This is a genomic window from Arthrobacter sp. Y3221048, assembly GCF_059092685.1.
The window spans coordinates 49131-64083 of the sequence record NZ_JBNHHX010000007.1; the positions used below are offsets into that span (position 1 = coordinate 49131).

Here is a 14953-nt window from a genome sequence, read left to right on the forward strand (position 1 = left end):
ACTATCCTCGGCCGACCAGAATGGCCTGCACCGGGCAGACATCAACGGCTTCCTCCACTAGCTCCAGAGCCGAATCCGCTGGTTGCGGGTCATACTCGAGCTCGTTGTCTGCATTCATCGTGAAAACCTCTGGCGCTGCAATAGCGCATTGACCGTGGTTCTCACATAGCTTCCGGTCTACCTCTATATGCATCCTGGTCCTCCTTTTCTGCGGGGCCATCGAGTTGTGATGTAGCTTACACATAAAGTTTATACATATGAGGTTTAGGGTCAAGCCCGTGCAAGCTTTCGCCGCTTCGTCAGTGAGAGTCATCGCGGAGCTCGCGGGCGATCCGCTCGATCTAGCCGCGCACGAGCTGAACAATTTTTGTCACATCTCACGCCGCTCAGGCCTGAGGCGGGCCACTCCGTGCTGCCGACACCATCGCTTGGTTCCCTACCCGCTGCGTACGTCACTGATGACTAGCGGTTATTCAGGAAAAGACCTCGGCGGAGCTGGGAGTCCCGCAGGCCTCCCAGGAGGGAACCAGTGACATCGACATCGAACTGATCAGGCGGGCTGGCGCATGCGGTACCTCCACAACAAGTGGTGTGACATCCGGCCACCTGGACGACGCCATCTCGCCGACCCGCTGGCAGCTCTATCTTGGTGGGGGCGCTGTTCATCCTCCACGAGTAGGCCTGTCGGGCGGCAAGGCGGATTAAGGAGTTGGGCGGCCCGGGGCTGAACTGTTGCCCACCTAGGGGCTGAAGTGTTGCCCGCCTGGGGGCGGCGTGGCCGAACGGGGCGGGCCGGAGCGCTCGAGCCGAAGTCACGTGCCGCTGTGTGCTCCCCTTCTTTAGCCGATAATCGACGTTATGTAAAGTAGTTGCCTGAGGCAACGGGAGGGCTGCTCTTTCGCGTCGTTCGTCGAGCCGGATAAAAACCGCAACGAAGCGGCGACCCTCCCCGTTCAAGAGGGCCGCCGCTGTCATATCGGAGTGGGCCACATCCCGCCAGTGTGGGACTGGTGGGCCGTTCGCATGAGGAGCCACTGACCCTACGCTGTCATCGCATTTGTGAAACGTCCAGCCTCTCGCGCCCTTACGCAGTAAACCGATGAGGAATCAGGCTTGGAATTGCCGATTGGTGTGATTAGGACAAGTAAAACAGTGATTATTGCATCCGATGCACGATGGCTCCCATAAAGATAGCCTGTTCACAGGAGCCTCAATAGATTCAGGCCAAGGGGCGGGAGGGACGAAATGCGCAGGACGGACGTTGTCGTCGTGAGCACGATGTTCGGAATCGTACTGGTCATCGCAGGGATGTTCCTGTCCGGCAACAGGGAATGGGCGGCGTATGTGTTCCTGGCTCTGATGCTGGTCACCGTAGTGCTCACCGTCATCAATACAATTCGAGGCGGCAAGGGCGCTGTCTCCAGGCCGAGTGCTGAGTCTGGCAGCGTTCTGAACGACCTCTATTTGGGAACCGTCTACAGCGGCCCAAGACATGTGGCCCCTCCGCTTGGAAAGCACATTGAACTGATTGCGGACGACACGGATCAAGTGGAGTTCCTAAAGGCGCTCGATGACGCTGACAGACGCAGCAGCAATAGCGACTAGCGGGACCATTGGCGATGAACCGAGTAGAGCCCGAGTGCCTGTCCCTCGGTTCCTCACGCTGGATGCCACGTTCTACCCCCTGGCAACCACTTGTTCAGGACAGATGGGCGTGTAAGACAGACAGGCCTGCTTCCGGCAATTAGATTTGGCGGAAACCCGAAGCGTCTGACGGAGGAGTACCCGCCGTGGTAAATGCCGACCCCGAGCACCTGTGGCTGACCTACGGAATGTCCACGGCCCCGGGACCTGATCGAGAACATGCGCTCTGTCGGGCTGCATCACCCGGGGCTAGAGCAAGGCCTCAGAGATCTGGACCCAGGTGGCTCGGACCCGGAATGGAACCCCGACCAGGCGAAGTAGGTTTCGGATGCCCTCGGGCCGCGGCCAGCGCGACAACGACTCCAGTGCCCGCCAGGATAGCGCCAAGACGCTTTCGACCCGGTGAACCGCTGCCGGCTATCTCGCCCGAAACGGGGTCGTAGGCGAACCACCCTCTGGACTCGGTCCCGCTGCTGCGCAGCACAAGGGCTGCGCCGAAGCCGATCAGGAAGCCCGATGCTACATGCGCTGACTGCGGTATCTTTGGCACGACTTGGCTCCGGTTCGGGCCATCTCGCTGCTAGAGCCCGATCACCAACAGGTTGGGATGCAAAAACTCCCACCCGTAGGCCAGCTCACTGGATGCGTCGTACCCGTCGCGGGTCAGCTTCGCCCTGACGCTCCCGGGACCGCCAACACTAACGACCGGGCCGAGTCCGGCGCCTTTCATATCGCTCGGCGGAGGCCCTCCGCAGCCAACAACCCAGTCTGAGTCGTCTACCGTACTGACGACGACGGCGCAGGCACCGCCGCTTACTTCATCGGCGGCGTAGAAGGCATAATCGCTTTTCTCAGCCAGCAGGACGATGTTGCCGCCCATCTCCTTCGGCGCCTGGACATGGGCTGGCAGTTGAGCCGGGGCCAAGGATGGCTCGGACAGCGCGGAAATGCCGGCTGGACCTTGTGCGCCGCAGCCCGTCAGCGAAAACAGCACGATCACCCAGAGAATCGTCTTCGACCAACCCTGCATGACACCTCCGTCGGCATTTGACCTCACGCTACCTGACCCCGTCTTAGTGGCGAAGCAAGGGACGTTGCGAAACTATAACTTCAAGAGTTGCGCCCGGAGAGCCCGCCGCCAGGAGTGGTCTGGGCACACTTCTTCGTGGTGTCGTACGCTCGCCTCCTAGGCGCGACGGCTAAGACTGGATGCTTGGGGCGCGGTAGCTGGCGTCGGTGAGCTCACCTTCTACACCGCGGATATGTGATCACTGCTTTGCCACAATCGGCCAAGCCACGCCCTTCCTCGTTGGTCGTGCAGGTTAGCCCGTCGTATCCTCGGTCCAGTCGAGAGCGGCGGTCAGCCGGTCGGCGTCGGGCAAATCATTGCGGACCTCGGCAGGCAGGGACTCATAGGTGTAGGAGGCGACGGCCATGGGTGAAGTGGACCTACCGAGGCTGTAGCGGACGGTGTGGTCGTTCTTGCTGCCGCAGATCAGGATGCCCACCGTGTCGTTGTGCGCTTCGCGGCGGAGCCTGTCATCGACGAGGGCGATGTAGAAGTTGAGCTTGCCTGCGTATTCGGGCTGGAACTTGCCGGTTTTAAGTTCGATGACGAAGTAGCGCAGCTGCTCGACGTGGAAGAACAGCAGGTCAAGGTAGAAGTCGTCACCGCCGACGTCGAAGTGAACCTGACGGCCGACGAACGCGAACCCGGGACCCATTTCCCGCAGGGTGTCGGTGATGCGGTCCATGAGCGCTTGCTCGAGATCGCGCTCGGCGACCTCCCCGGAGAGGTTAAGGAATTCGAAGTTGTAGGGGTCCCTGGCGGCCTGCTGGGCCAGCTCCGAATCCGGTGCAACAAGCCGTTGCACAAAGTTTGACGGCGCCGTGCCGGTCCGTTCCATGGACTTGTTCATCATCATGTTCATCAGGACGTTCCGCGACCAGCCGTACTCCACGGCGGCCGACGCATACCAGACCCGTTGCTCCGGTGTCTGCGCCTTGTCCAGCAGCACGGTGATGTGGCCCCACGGCAATTGTGCAACAGGCTGTTGCACAATTGGACCCGGCCAGGCAGCGGCGAATCCTCGCATGTAGAACAGGTTGCGCCGCGACAATCCCTTCATCTCCGGGAACTCTGCCCGCAGATCGTCTGCCAGCCGTCCCATCACACCACTCCCCCAGCTCTCGACCTCCTGGCGTTGAAGGATGGTCTGGCCGATGGACCAATACAACTCGATCAGTTCGGTGTTTACGGCCCGCAGCGCCTTGGTGCGCGCGGTCCTGACCCGATTTTTGAGTTCGCCCAGCAGGTCGGTGTAGCCGTTGGGGAGGGAAAGGTCGCCGGCTGGAGTCATGGATTCGATCCTATCTATCCGGAAACTACATTCATGGACCCGAAGGTGGTGGCGGGCAGTCGAAGACGCCCGGTTCGGGGCGTGTGTTGGGGAGATCAGGAAGCAGACCGAAGTCTGGAACCTGCTCTCCCCGGAGGAACAGCAGGATCAGCTTTGCCGGGCAGCTCAACAACGCGCGACTATCAGTCAGTAACTAAAGGTCAGGACCCTTCATCCAAAATCCGCAGCTATCACGACAATCTGCAAGATGGTGACTGCCAGGAAGGGAACCACGCCGAGCGTCAACGCCGTCCAACGCCACCGCAGATGTTCCGGCTGCAGCGTCATCCGTTGGACCAGCGCCACGATTGTGACGAGCAGCGTCACGGGCAGATACATATTGGTCACCAATGTCCTCATTGATGGGTAGACAGGGGCGTCGGGAAGAGTCATTGCAGCTTGGATCAATGCCACCGTGAGCCAGATCGCTGGCAGGACAAGCAGCAACAAGAGTACGAGCGCCCAAGCCGGTACGACGGCGCGTCCGGTAGGGAAGTAGAGCGTGGCCAGGATCCCGAACAGCCCGAAGCCTGCCATCGCAACTGCCCCCCACAGTGCAACGTCACCTACCGCAGCACCGAGCGTCTGGGAATTTGTCAGGTTGGCGTTCCCGGACAGGAATGCGAACCGATGCAAGAGGAGCACGTAGGCAGGGACCAACGCTAGGCCAATCGCCGTTCTTGTCCAGATGGACGACCACCATCGAGTAGTGGGCTGGTCGGTGAGTTGCGGCATCGGCTAACACGTTCCTAGTAGACGGCACACGAACCGGAAGGTTCTGTCCTTCTCTGTGTCTGGAGTCGGATGGGGGCAGGTGAGGGAGCCTGGCCTCTTGGCTAGACGGTCGGACGTTTCCTGTCATCGGCTTTCGCCGGCACACCCACGTCGCTGATGTTGTCGACTCTGCGTAAGGCGCGAAAGATACTGGCGATAATCATGACCGTTCCCGCGAGTATGAGGACGCCCCCGCCTAGCGAGAGGAGGGTGTAGAGATCTTCGTCGCTGCGATAGTTCGCATCAGCTGCCCGACCGCCGAGAGGAACGAAGAGTATCCAGCCGACGACAATCAAGATCACTCCGGCAAGGAAGGTCGGTGCGTGGTGTGTTTTGGCCATGTCTCCCGACCTTAGCTGCGGTTGTGCTCCTTGTAGAACGAGCAAGATGCGAAATACCCCTTGAGGGGTCTGGCATTGCCCTCCAGTGCCGGACCGAGTATTTCCTTGCGCCACACTTTGTATGGGTCTTCAACGTGCTGCTCGTAGTACGGAAGGCTTTCCCAATCGGTGGTCATCCGTTCGAAGGCTTCATCGGCTGCCGCCTGATCGCCTGAGGCGTCTGCCTTTAGGAACACGTCTAGCCATGAGCACAACCAGTAGAAGGCGGCCACGCCTTCGCCGGCGCCTGCTTCTGCTACGTAGTTATTCTTCAGGAATGCGGGAGGCAGTGTATTTGGGAAGCTGACGCCCGCGGGAAGCGCTTCCGGGAACTCGGACGCTGCCTTCTGGTACTCGGCCATGACTTCCTTGGCCTGCATCGTCAGTGGCTGTGGCTGCTCCACTGCCGCCGATTGGGTCGCCGGCGGCGTTGTTTCTGAAGCTCCTGCTGAAGCAGTGCAGGACATCAGCATGAGGGAGCCCGAAAGAACACAGAGCAGCCCGAGCGATGAAGTTGTCTTGGCCAATGCACTCCCCCAGCCCTTAAGCGATCGACGTCTATGTCAATTAGACGCCAGCCTACATGCTTCAATTGCCCGGCCTAGGAGGCGGCGCAGGAGAGCAGCGGCCAAACCTGGTCATTTTGGCGGACAGACAGCGCCCCATACCGGTCCTTGGCCACCCGGTATGCGGTTTCGCCGCAGCTTCGACCAAACGCAGCTGAGTGCTGGTGCAGGTGCGCTCCGTCACGCGGCGTGAACGTCGTTCACGAAGGCGTCCGCGGCGCCCAGCACCTCGCGAGTGCGCTGCTGCTGGATGTACATGACCGGAAGGTCTTCATCCAGCCGCGGGTTAGAACCCAACAGCCATGCCAGGGCAACGCTCCGGCCCTCAGCAGATTCAAGGGTTTTCCAAACGCGGTAGCCCAGCCGCAGCCTGGCCTCCACCTCGGGCCGCGGTTCCGGTCCGTCGGGCTGTGCCCACTTGTGCGGCGATGTCCGGTCTTTGACGCCGGCCATGGTTTGCACCACCGTGGTGCCGACGTTGGCGTTCAACTCCCGGACCAGATCGTGGATATTCATCCGGGTGGTGTCCCGGAAAATCTGGTTGCGTGTGGCTGATTCCATATCAGGATCGTCTCGGGAAAAATCCTTCCAGTCAACTAAAAAGCAACACAAAAGCAACGGCAGAGCCAATCGACTCTGCCGCGCAGCCCTTGCGCCTGCTTCGGTATGCCACGGCCCCCACTCCCCCGGTTCTTGCGCAGAGAACCGGCGGCGGCCGCGTACCCGCGAGCTCGGGAAACCGAAGGCACCGTCAATTGTCCAAACTTCCCTGGACAATTACCGTGCCGCACTGGCGTTCGTCTTTAGAGTCGTTCTCTGCACCTATACACTCCTGAGAATCGGGAGACCGGCACGGGAAGTCTCCCCATCGTTAGCCGGGCGGCCTATCGGGAGGGGCCGCTCTTGGTCCGCTCGGCACCCATGGCTGCCCCTGGTCGGGTCTTTTTGGCTTTGGCTGCGCCTTTACCTAGGGTGATGGCTGCGCTGGGGTGCGTGCCCTCGCTGCGTTCCGCGGCGGCGCGGCCTCGGATTTGGGTTTCGTTGGCCCCGGTTGTTGCCAGCGAGGCGGCGAAAGCTTCCTGGCGCTCGGCTGAGCCGTAGTCGGTGGCCGAAGCGGTTTCTGCTCTGAGGCCTTGGTCTTTGAGCCGGCTGCTGTCGTTGCCGGTGACGCGATACTCGATGTCGCGTCCGACGCCTTCGAGGCGGGCGAAGAGTTCCTTCTCGGCTCGTTCGTAGCGCTGTTCCATTGACGCGGACTGGGAACCGGTGAAGCCACCCTCGGCGAGGAGTTTGGCTTCGTGCATGTTTTGGGCGGCTTTGACGAACGCAGGATCTTTGAAGTGTGAGTCGTCGGCACCGTTGACGGTGGCGGCGGTTTCGTGGCGCAGCTGGTCAATGTCGGGTCCGTTGATCCCATCCTTGCCGATAAGGAACAGACGTTCCTTAATCTCGGCATCGGCCGCTGCCATGGCGTTGGGGGTTTTCGCGTTGTGCGCCCGTTCCAGCGCCTGGGCGAGCTCGGGGTTGGCCAGGTACTCGACGGGTACCTGGTGGCGTTCCATTTCAGGGGCCAGTTTCTGGGCCTGGGCGCGGAGTTCTTCGGCACGGGCCGCTGCGAGCAGCGCCATGGCCTTCTCGTGGTCGGCGGCCGCCTTGCGCGTCTCGTCCTGGCTGGCTGCCAGCGCGTCCTGCCGCGCTTTTGTCGTGGTGATGGTGTGGAGATAGGACTCCAGATAGGCGCCGTCCTTACCGACGTCGCGGGTGTCGATGGCGTAGCGCGTCAGGACTTCCTGACGGATTCGTTCCGAGGCTGCCAGGGCGGCGGGGTCGTGGCCTTTCCAGCTCTCTGCGACAGCATGCGCGGCGGCGATGTCATTGGGTTGGGCTTTGTCCCACCACTGGTCTTTCTCCACCGGTGCCAGTGCCGCGCGCGCGGCACTGCGCTCGGCTGCGAGGCGTGTCCCGGCTTCGTGTGCTGCTTGGGCGTCCAGGTGTTCCTGCTGCCGCAGGGATTCCTGCCGGCGCCGGGCCAGTGTTTCGGCAAGGCGTGAGGCCATGAGCAGGGCCTGCCGCATGCCGTTGTCCAGGACGTCATCCATTCCGTCTGAGTCACTCACGGTGTCCCCTTATCCCTTGGTATCCCTTGGTGTGGTTCTTTAGCGGTCGAGCACAGGTCCGGACCCGTGCCCGGTGTGTTGGCTGGTTCTTGCCGGGGTTGGAGTGGCCGGCACGGCCGACCCTGGGCGGACAGGTGCCATGCCGCGCAGGCCAAGCTCCACCGACTTCGGCACAGTCCTCCGCTCTGGTGCTGCCTGTCCCGGTGCGCCGGCCGTGACGGGTTGGGGCATGGTCGCTGCGAACGGTTTCAGCTGCTCGGTGACGATGGCACGGATCCGCTGCGCTTCTCTCGTTCGCCCGGACTGTTGGTGCATTTCGTGGATGGCGAAGGCCGTGTTGACCAGCTGCAGCATGAGCGCTGACTGGGCAGCCGTCTTGTTCTTGGACGAGGCCGCCATGAACAACATCGCCGTCCCGGCAATGGACGGCAGCGGCACGGGTTTTCCGTGTGCCTTGGGTGTGCGGAGTTGGGCTGTGCGGGAGAGTTCAGCCGCGGTGGCCGCCAGCGGTCCGGGTGTTGGTTCCAGCCGGTGCGACCATGCCGCAAACGCACCGGATACTTCCCGTGCAGCTTTCGCCCACGTGGCGTGATCATCATGCGGCAATACCCGCAGCTGCTCGACCAGGTGCGTAACGTTACGGGTGTACTCCACCCACAGTTCTGCCGGCGGAATGGTCTTCTCGGGGCCGGCTCTGGAGACCTTGCGCTTATTGCGTGCGGCGGCGTTCCATTCGGCTGCAGCTTCCATCGCCAACTGTGGCGAGTCCATCCATCCGTCCCGCAGGGCGGTGAGCTTGAGGTCGGAGGCGAGGGTGCCGCCACCGAACCAAATAGGCCGCTCCCCCGGTCTGGGGCGTTCAGCTACCGAGTAGCCAACAATGACTTCTGTGGTGTTCTTCGCGTAGCGCGGCCGGACCAGTAATCCGGTGTCGCGGGCGCGGCGGACGAACTCCGCCTCGGATACCGAGGCGCCTGCGCTGGCACGCACCTTCCGTGCCAGCGAGGACCGGTGCATTTCGCGCTCATCCCTGACCGCGGTGGCCTTCTCGGCACGATCGTAGCCTCGGGCGGCGTGCACCGTGGAGAGCTGTTCCAGCCCGTACTTGACCTCCAGCTCCCGGCAGGTTTTCTGCGCCCGCTTGTAATCACCGTGGGTGGAGGCTTTGGTGCCGTCCTCGCGGACCAGGGAGACCGCGATGTGGATGTGGTGGTTGCCGTTCTCGCTGGTTCCGTGGTTGATCGCCGCCCACCGGCACTGCGCCTTGCCGCTGGCCTCGGTGAAGCCCATCGCGTCCACGAAGTCGTTGGCGATGTCGCCCCACTGCTGGTCCGTCAGCGGGCCTTCCTCTGCGCGCAGGCTCAGCGAGCAGTGCCACACATCGGCCTGCTTATACCCGTTCTCCACCCGCCGCTTCGCCGCCTGGTCCCAGCGGAAGTCCTTCTGCCGGACCTCGACCCCGAAGGCCCTGCGCGGCTGGTCCAGATGCTTCGCGATCGCCAGCGCATCGGCGTGGTCCAGGACCCCGTCGTCGTACCACGCCATGATCGCGGCATCACCCGCGACCAGGTGCGGATCCGTGTGGGCGTTCTTCGTCTTATCCGCATCGGTCGACGCCAAATACACCAGCAGCCCGGCCATCCTCGAGCCACGGGTAATGTTCGGAATCATCTCCCTACATCAGCCCCTCGACCGCGCGGTCGATCCGTCCCGCCACCTGACGCACATACCCCAGCACCGCGGCCGCATCCTCTGGGAAATCCTTCCCCGCGTTGGCGTGCCGGGCGATCTGGTTCACGTTATTCGACACCCGCGCCAGCAGGGTGTGCAGGGCCATCAGCTCGGCCATCGCCGCCTTGCGCTCCGTGGGCGTCTCGGCTGACTCGGACAAAGCAGCGGACATCAGCAGGTTCGGCACCGTCACCCGCTCACGCGCAGCCCGGGCAACCAGCCGGGCTTCCTCCTCCGCTGTCACCCACACGGTGCGCCGCTTCTTAGAACCGGCCGGCGCGTTCTCCCGCCGCCGCTTCCCCAAACGGCCCCGCACCACGGGCTCCTCAACCAACGCGCTTTCACCGCCCTTCCCAACGACCCTCCGAATGCCCAACGCAGCGACCCCGGAACCCCGGGGACCACACCCCCAGTGTGCCCGACTCGACAACAAATGTCGAAAGGATTCACCACTTACGGGTACGTAAGTGTATAGCTTGCTCCGCCGGGGCTGAGTTTCGGAGGTGAGGCGCCCTGAGGGGCATGAATCGAACCTGTCGTTCCGTCCGGTTAGGCTGGCTCCATGGCTACCCTCGATATTGAACAAACACGCAACCAGGCCCGCGCACTCCTGGACTCACGCATCGAATCCGTCACCGCACTGGTGAAAACCCGCCAACGGATCACCGACCTCAAAGAACAGCTCGCCGAAGCCGAGCGCGACGACAAGCGCGCCTACGTCCGCGCCACCAAAGACGGCTGGAGCCCCGAGGAACTCAAGAAACTCGGACTCGAAACCGGCGCCGCCAGCCGCCGCAGAAAGGCCGCCGGCCGCCCCGCCGGAGACAATTCCGCGGCGCGCACAGAGAGTGCCACTCCCGCAAACCAGTAGCATCTCCCCTCGCCCACCTGTGCACGGCAAAAGCTAAATCCTCCGGGCTTTTCCCGCACACACGTGGACGACGGGACCCAGCCGGCCGGCTGCACACAACCGCCAGGCCACCACCGGTCCCGACACTCACCACCGCGCCCCGGCGGTCATGCACAGCCTCCACTTCGGGGCGGTTGCCAGCGGCAGACTTTCCACCGTCCCCGCCATGCTGTGCCCGGCCCGCCGGCGATGCGGGGCCGGTTCCTTTTAGCCGTGGACAAGACCGGCTGAGGACGGCACAGACACGAGAAGGCCGGCACCCGTTCCAGGTGCCGGCCGGGATCAAACGCCCTGGTGCAGCAGCCGAGCCTCCGGGACAGGTGTTGAGGGGCGCGCAAACGAGTGGAAAAGGAAGTCCGTGATCCGCGCCCAGCGGAATTGTCTCGAACCCGGGCACCCGACACGGCAAAGCACAGCGCCCGAAGATCCCACCTCGTCTGCCTCTTATCCCGCCGGGATCCGCGGCACTTTGTTGCTTGCGCGGTCGCTAGTATGGCCGCGAGCACTGCATGTGAGCACGGCTGGTCTCGACGCCCAAGGAGTTCACGCAGGCCAGGATTGCGGGCGAGGACCGGTGCAACTTCGCAATGTACCTATCGTTCCGACTTCGCAAACTTGGCGGTCACTGCACTTGCAAGCACAATGACTAAATAACTTACTTGTCCGGAAATGCTGGGGTTGAGGGGGAACCGATGGCCGGGTTCGACGCGTCCGCGTCCGCGCTGGGGTTCCTTCATCAGGTGCGGTGGGCGATGTACGAGCTACTCGTATCATCGCGCCGGGCGTCGGATCAGTCCATGCGGATGACGTTGGAAGTGTTCGACGACGTCGCGTTAACTGACGCGGCCGGCCGTCCGCTTAGTGCAATCCAACTGAAGCAGCATGTGTCGCAGACTTCGTTGACCGACAAGAGCGTCGACCTCTGGAAGACAATCCGGGTATGGCTTGAAACCCCTTCACTCGCCGCCGCGGACGGTCCGATGCTGACGTTGGTGACCACATCCCCGGTGCAAGCCGGCAGCGCGGCGTCGTTGCTCGGCATCGATGACGCCGAACGGAACGTTGCAGAGGCGCTGACCCTCCTCGATGCGGCCTCGGTGACCGGCTCCGTCGCAACGATGCAGGGACGGCAGGCGTGGACGCAAGCGCCTTCGTCCGTCCGGGCATCGTTGCTCACCCGCATGCGGGTGCTTGGTGAGCAGGCGTCCGTCGCGGAACTCGATGTCCTCTTGGATGCCGAATTGGCACCGTTCGTCCCAGCAAAGCATGTTGCTGAGTACCGTGCCCGGCTTTGGGGCTGGTGGGACAGCCGCGCGGTATCGATCCTTCGACAGAATCGCACCGTCGCCGGCGGCGGTTCCGTGTCCGCGGCGGAGCTGTACGACCGGATGCAGTATATTCGGGACGATTTTCGTGTCGATTCGCTCGTCGTGGATTTCACCCTTAACTTCGACGACGAGAAGGTTGCCGCCCGTCACAACGAGCGCTTTGTTGACCAGCTCCGGCTAGTGAAGGTCGGATCCGGCACGCTCCGTAAAGCGGTCGTGGACTACTTGCGTGCGTACGCCCACACGACAAAATGGGTGCAGAACGGCGACCTGTTCGACGACGAGCTTGAGCAGTACGAGTCGGCGTTGAAAGACGAATGGTCCCGCCGGTTCGACGAGATGCTTGAAGATCTGGAAAGCGACGGGGTTACAGACCCGCACGCGCGCGCGATCCGTGGACGTGAGCTGTTTCGCGCTCTTGGCCAATCGGCTCAGGTGAAGATCCGTCCGGAGTTCGACGTCCCGTTTCACGCGCGAGGCACCCGCCACAGCATCGCTAACGACGATGAAGACGGTAAATACGGGTGGCATCCCGACTTCGAACAACTCCTCGCCGGTGTTCTGTCAGGAGCGCGGGAATGACCGGCGGCATCGTAGCGTGGCCGCATCGCCCCCAGCCTGCATCGGACATCCTGAACCCTGCTATCAGCGCAGTCTGTGTGGCATGGTGCACGGCCCGCTATGAACGGGAGGCTAGGACGGTTCTGCCGTGGCCGCTGGCGTTTCTCGTCGCACCTCTGACGTTGCATGCTCCGACAAGGGCCCGTTTGCCCAGGTCAATCGCGACCCATTTCCCGACCTGGGTCAACGACAACGCCGACGTGCTTGCGGGTTTCCCTGCTCGAGCGAGAGCATTCGCTCCGTATGTACGTGAAGGGCTCCGTTTCGGGCTCCGGACCGGGCTGCTGAGCCTCGAAGGCGACGGCGGTCTGCACGCCACAATTGCCGATCACACGAAGGTCGCTTCCGGTACGGAACTGCGAAGCATAGCTGTAGCTTCGGCGTTGACCGGCGGATGGTTCGCCCGGTCCGGGTCCACCGCAAATGTTTTCACTCAACTTGGAGTCAGTCCGTAGTGCAACTGCTGAAAATCAGGATTTACAACCATGTCGGCGACATCCGCGATGTCGACTTCCGGCCGGGCGAGCTGAACATCATCACCGGCCAGTCGAGCACCGGCAAGAGCGCCCTGCTGACCATCGTCGACTACTGCCTCGGTAGAGACGAGGCGACCGTTCCGCGAACGGCTATGTTCAGCACCCTCGCCTGGTACGCGGTGATGTGGCAGTTCAACGACGGCAGCCGTGTTGTCACGGGTAGGAGAGCATTGCGGGCGAAAAGCAATTCTCGCGCAATGCTTCAGTTCGGTGGCTCGGACTTGAAGATGCCGACGTTCGATGAACTCCGCGAGAATGTGGACTCCGAGGCGCTCAGGGTGCAGATAGGCGCTCGCATCGGACTCGACAATGTGATGCTGGAAGCCAACGACTACGGCGCCGGCCCTCGCACCGTCAGTCTCGGCACCGCCGCACTGTTCTGCCTGCAGGAACAGGAAGAGATTGGCACTAAGTCGACGCTGTTCCACCGACAGGCAGAAGATGGCATAAAACTTGCCCTTCGGGACACCTTCCCGTTCTTCCTCGGCGCCGTCGACGGGGACCAGGCACGAAAACGTGAAGCTCTCCGGGACGCCAAACGGACCCTCCGCCGTGCCGACGCGGCCCTTGACCGTGCCGAGAGTGCCGCGAACGAACACGACAACGTGTTCCGGGACCTGCTCGGGGAGGCGCGCGCGGTCGGTCTCTTCCCGAACGACGTGCTCATCGATGCGGGGGACTACCGGGCTGCAGCGCTGTCCATCCTGTACGCAGGGCAGTCCACGACGCCGCAACCGGTCGATCCTGAGGCGGATGTTCGTGCTCAGGACGACCGACGGCGTCTGGAAGCAGACCTCGCACGCCTACGCAGCGAATTAAATCATGCCATCGCCACCCGTGACCTCGTTCTCGACCAGCGCGGCGGCGAAACCGAATACTCGGGATCACTTCAAGCGCAGGTCGGCAGGCTTGAAAGCATCGGTTTGCTCCCGGATCACGACGGGGACGCGCAGACGTGCCCGCTGTGCGCGCAGGAGCTTCCAGAACGCGATGCCACGGTCACGCAATTGCAGGAGCGGCTCGGCGAACTCCGCAACAGTCTCGCCGAGGTGCAGCAGGTGCAACCTCACCGCGCCCATGCAGTGACGAGAATCAGCGCCCGCATAGTAGAGATCCGGGACGCTCTCGACTCCGCCACCAGGGCCCTCGACGCGGCAGCACGCTCTGTCGGCGAGGCCGGACCGAGCGACATCACTGCCCAGCAGTCGTTCGTGCGTGGCCGCATCGACGCCATCCTGCGCGGCGCAGAATCCTCCGACCAGGAGGGACTGGACCGACTCCGCGCCGCGCAAAGCGCGGCGGAGCTGCGTGTCAAACGTCTCGACGCGGAACTCAGCAGCGACGAGGTGCGCGAGCAGACGACGTCACGCCTGAACGTTATCGGCACATACCTCGGTGAGTACAGCCGCGAATTCGAAGCGGAGAGCGCCGACCGGCCCGTCCGGCTGGACATCAACGCGCTCACAATAGTCGTCGATGAGGAGTTCGGACCCGTGGAGCTGACCGGCTTCGGCAGTGGTGCGAACTGGGTCGGCTACCACATCGCAGCACACCTTGCCCTGCACCGGTACTTCATAAATCAGAACCGGCCTGTGCCGCGATTCCTGATGCTCGATCAGCCCAGCCAAGCCCACTTCCAAGGTGATCTGTCGGCATCGGCCGCCGGAAACGCCGACCGTGAAGGCGAACGAGTGCGAGCCATGTTCAAAGTGGTCGCGGACTTCGCTGAGGCCCACGCCGGTGCGATGCAGGTCATCATCATCGACCACGCACGGTATGCGGACGAATGGTTCACCAGCCACGTTCGCTACGACTGGCACGGCGGAGAGAAGCTCATTCCCGACAACTGGAAGCAGTACGCACGGAAATCCAAGGGCGACGAAGGTGAACTGCAACAGTCATGACCCTCTTTTATCGTTTTGAGGCACGGACTGACCCGTGATATCG

Annotated in this window: 15 protein-coding genes; 5 read left to right on the forward strand and 10 right to left on the reverse strand. The window is 62.7% G+C overall.

What is annotated here, in order from left to right:
• Position 1 precedes the first annotated feature (1 nt).
• Complete coding sequence (locus AC5RVS_RS17210; RefSeq protein ID WP_494109047.1) at positions 2-313, reverse strand: ferredoxin; 312 nt, start codon at positions 311-313, stop codon at positions 2-4.
• A 956-nt stretch (positions 314-1269) separates the two neighbouring features.
• Here AC5RVS_RS17210 and AC5RVS_RS17215 point away from each other — a divergent pair.
• Positions 1270-1605, forward strand: a complete 336-nt coding sequence (locus AC5RVS_RS17215) for a hypothetical protein (RefSeq protein ID WP_494109048.1) — start codon at positions 1270-1272, stop codon at positions 1603-1605.
• 619 nt (positions 1606-2224) lie between these two features.
• Here the strand turns inward: AC5RVS_RS17215 and AC5RVS_RS17220 are convergent.
• The 9 genes from AC5RVS_RS17220 to AC5RVS_RS17260 form a co-directional block, all read right to left on the reverse strand.
• On the reverse strand, positions 2225-2674 hold the full coding sequence (locus tag AC5RVS_RS17220; RefSeq protein WP_494109049.1) for a hypothetical protein: 450 nt from the start codon (positions 2672-2674) through the stop codon (positions 2225-2227).
• Between the two features lie 292 nt (positions 2675-2966).
• Positions 2967-4004, reverse strand: a complete 1038-nt coding sequence (locus AC5RVS_RS17225; RefSeq protein ID WP_494109050.1) for a PDDEXK nuclease domain-containing protein — start codon at positions 4002-4004, stop codon at positions 2967-2969.
• A gap of 210 nt (positions 4005-4214) precedes the next feature.
• On the reverse strand, positions 4215-4778 hold the full coding sequence (locus AC5RVS_RS17230) for a hypothetical protein (RefSeq protein ID WP_494109051.1): 564 nt from the start codon (positions 4776-4778) through the stop codon (positions 4215-4217).
• 101 nt (positions 4779-4879) lie between these two features.
• A complete protein-coding gene (locus AC5RVS_RS17235; RefSeq protein ID WP_494109052.1) occupies positions 4880-5158 on the reverse strand; it encodes a hypothetical protein in 279 nt (92 codons plus the stop codon).
• Between the two features lie 11 nt (positions 5159-5169).
• Entirely contained in the window at positions 5170-5724 is a 555-nt protein-coding gene (locus AC5RVS_RS17240) for a hypothetical protein (protein ID WP_494109053.1), read from the reverse strand.
• Positions 5725-5943: 219 nt separating this feature from the next.
• Positions 5944-6324, reverse strand: coding sequence for a hypothetical protein (locus AC5RVS_RS17245; RefSeq protein WP_494109054.1), 381 nt, complete (start codon positions 6322-6324; stop codon positions 5944-5946).
• 323 nt (positions 6325-6647) lie between these two features.
• Entirely contained in the window at positions 6648-7880 is a 1233-nt protein-coding gene (locus AC5RVS_RS17250) for a hypothetical protein (protein ID WP_494109055.1), read from the reverse strand.
• Positions 7881-7919: 39 nt separating this feature from the next.
• Positions 7920-9551 carry a relaxase/mobilization nuclease domain-containing protein gene (locus AC5RVS_RS17255; protein ID WP_494109056.1) on the reverse strand — a complete coding sequence of 544 codons (1632 nt, stop codon included), beginning with the start codon at positions 9549-9551 and terminating at the stop codon, positions 7920-7922.
• Positions 9552-9555: 4 nt separating this feature from the next.
• Entirely contained in the window at positions 9556-9861 is a 306-nt protein-coding gene (locus AC5RVS_RS17260; RefSeq protein WP_494109057.1) for a MobC family plasmid mobilization relaxosome protein, read from the reverse strand.
• A gap of 312 nt (positions 9862-10173) precedes the next feature.
• Between AC5RVS_RS17260 and AC5RVS_RS17265 the strand changes: the two genes are divergently transcribed.
• From AC5RVS_RS17265 to AC5RVS_RS17280, 4 genes are all read left to right on the forward strand, one after another.
• On the forward strand, positions 10174-10482 hold the full coding sequence (locus tag AC5RVS_RS17265) for a hypothetical protein (RefSeq protein ID WP_494109058.1): 309 nt from the start codon (positions 10174-10176) through the stop codon (positions 10480-10482).
• A gap of 731 nt (positions 10483-11213) precedes the next feature.
• On the forward strand, positions 11214-12431 hold the full coding sequence (locus AC5RVS_RS17270) for an ABC-three component system protein (RefSeq protein WP_494109059.1): 1218 nt from the start codon (positions 11214-11216) through the stop codon (positions 12429-12431).
• Positions 12428-12925 carry a three component ABC system middle component gene (locus AC5RVS_RS17275; protein ID WP_494109060.1) on the forward strand — a complete coding sequence of 166 codons (498 nt, stop codon included), beginning with the start codon at positions 12428-12430 and terminating at the stop codon, positions 12923-12925. The genes AC5RVS_RS17270 and AC5RVS_RS17275 overlap by 4 nt, the downstream gene beginning before the upstream one ends.
• Entirely contained in the window at positions 12925-14910 is a 1986-nt protein-coding gene (locus AC5RVS_RS17280) for a DUF3732 domain-containing protein (RefSeq protein ID WP_494109061.1), read from the forward strand. Before AC5RVS_RS17275 ends, AC5RVS_RS17280 begins: the two co-directional genes overlap by 1 nt.
• Positions 14911-14953 lie beyond the last annotated feature (43 nt).